This is a genomic window from Enterobacter sp. SECR19-1250 (genome assembly GCF_013391025.1).
Lineage (GTDB): Bacteria > Pseudomonadota > Gammaproteobacteria > Enterobacterales > Enterobacteriaceae > Enterobacter > Enterobacter cloacae.
In genome coordinates this window covers 1-2,285 of the sequence record NZ_JACASJ010000229.1, presented here as the reverse complement: position 1 = coordinate 2,285, position 2,285 = coordinate 1, and the positions used below count along the sequence as shown (strand labels likewise).

Annotated in this window: 1 protein-coding gene and 1 pseudogene; both read left to right on the top strand. The window is 65.5% G+C overall.

The features are described 5' to 3' along the window. Nucleotides 1-55: 55 nt before the first annotated feature. Nucleotides 56-400: pseudogene (locus HX884_RS26130) on the top strand (recombinase family protein); the annotation flags it as partial. 2 nt (nt 401-402) lie between these two features. Beyond that, the coding region (locus HX884_RS26125) for a Tn3 family transposase (RefSeq protein ID WP_178329013.1) at nt 403-2,285 on the top strand (1,883 nt) is incomplete at its 3' end.

The following is a 2,285-nucleotide window of genomic DNA, read 5'->3' as shown; positions in this document are numbered from 1 at the left end:
AGGCCTTTGAATAAGACAAAAGGCTGCCTCATCGCTAACTTTGCAACAGTGCCACCTGCGCCGCCTGGTGCAGAAGCTCACTCAGCGCGGTGTGCGCATCGAGTTCGTCAAGGAGAGCCTGACCTTCACTGGCGAGGACTCGCCGATGGCGAACCTGATGCTGTCGGTGATGGGCGCGTTCGCCGAGTTCGAGCGGGCCTTGATCCGTGAACGGCAGCGCGAGGGCATCGCGCTCGCCAAGCAGCGCGGTGCGTACCGGGGTCGAAAGAAGGCGCTCTCGCCGGAGCGGGTCGCCGAGCTGCGCCGACGGGCCGCTGCCGGCGAGCAGAAAGCCCAGCTCGCCCGCGAGTTCGGCATCAGCCGCGAAACCCTCTACCAATACCTGAGAACGGACGACTGACCATGCCCCGACGCTCCATTCTGACCGCCGCCGAGCGGGCAAGCCTGCTAGCGTTACCCGATACCGAAGATGAATTGATCCGGCACTACACGTTCAGCGAGGCCGACCTGTCACTGATTCGCCAGCGACGTGGGGATGCGAACCGACTGGGTGTCGCGGTGCAGTTGTGCTTGCTGCGCTTCCCCGGTCAGGGCCTGCTTCCCGACGCCGCGGTGCCGATGTCCCTGCTGCAATGGATCGGACGGCAACTGCGGCTCGACCCGGTGTGTTGGCCGCAGTATGCTGAGCGGGAGGAAACCCGGCGCGAGCATCTGCTCGAACTGCGGGCGTACCTGGGCATGGAGCCGTTCGGCCTGGCGCACTATCGGCAGGCCGTCCATGCCACGACCGAGCTGGCCTTGCAGACCGACAAGGGCATCGTGCTGGCCGCCAGCGTCCTCGATGCGCTGCGCCACCGGCACATCATCATTCCGACGCTGGATGTCATCGAGCGCGTCTGTGCCGAAGCAATCACCCGCGCCAACCGGCGCATCTACGACGCCTTGACCGAGCCGCTGTCGGACGGGCATCGCCGCCGCCTCGACGATCTGCTCAAGCGCCGGGACAACGGCCAAACGACCTGGCTTGCCTGGCTGCGCCAGTCGCCCGCTAAGCCGAACTCGCGGCACATGCTCGAACACATCAAACGCCTCAAGGCGTGGCAGGCACTCGACCTGCCTTCCGGCATCGAGCGGCTGGTTCACCAGAACCGGCTGCTCAAGATCGCCCGCGAGGGCGGCCAGATGACGCCTGCCGACCTGGCCAAGTTCGAGCCGCAGCGCCGCTACGCGACCCTGGTGGCGCTCGCCATTGAGGGCATGGCCACCGTTACCGACGAAATCATCGACCTGCATGACCGCATCCTGGGCAAGCTGTTCAACGCCGCCAAGAACAAGCATCAGCAGCAGTTCCAGGCATCCGGCAAGGCGATCAACGCCAAGGTGCGGCTGTTCGGCCGCATCGGTCAGGCACTGATCGAGGCCAAGCAATCGGGCCGCGATCCGTTCGCCGCCATCGAGGCCGTCATGTCCTGGGACGCCTTCGCCGAGAGCGTCACCGAGGCGCAGCGGCTCGCGCAGCCTGAGGACTTCGATTTCCTGCACCGCATCGGCGAGAGCTACGCCACGCTGCGCCGCTACGCGCCGGAATTCCTCGACGTGCTCAAGCTGCGGGCCGCGCCCGCCGCCAAGGACGTGCTGGAGGCCATCGACGTGCTGCGCGGCATGAACAGCGACAACGCCCGCAAGGTGCCTGCCGACGCGCCGACAGACTTCATCAAGCCGCGCTGGCAGAAGCTGGTGATGACCGACGCCGGCATCGACCGGCGCTACTACGAACTGTGCGCGCTGTCGGAGCTGAAGAACGCGCTGCGCTCCGGCGACATATGGGTGCAGGGTTCGCGCCAGTTCAAGGACTTCGAGGACTACCTGGTGCCGCCCGCGAAATTCGCCAGCCTAAAGCGGGCCAGCGAATTGCCGCTGGCCGTGGCCACCGACTGCGACCAGTACCTGCACGACCGGCTGACGCTGCTGGAAATGCAGCTCGCCACCGTCAACCGCATGGCACTGGCCAATGACCTGCCAGACGCCATCATCACCGAATCGGGCCTGAAAATCACGCCGCTTGATGCGGCGGTACCCGACACTGCGCAGGCCCTGATTGACCAGACGGCGATGATCCTGCCGCACGTCAAGATCACCGAACTGCTGCTGGAGGTGGACGAATGGACGGGCTTCACCCGGCACTTCACGCATCTGAAGTCGGGCGACCTGGCCAAGGACAAGAACCTGCTGCTGACCACGATCCTGGCCGACGCGATCAACCTGGGCCTGACCAAGATGGCCGA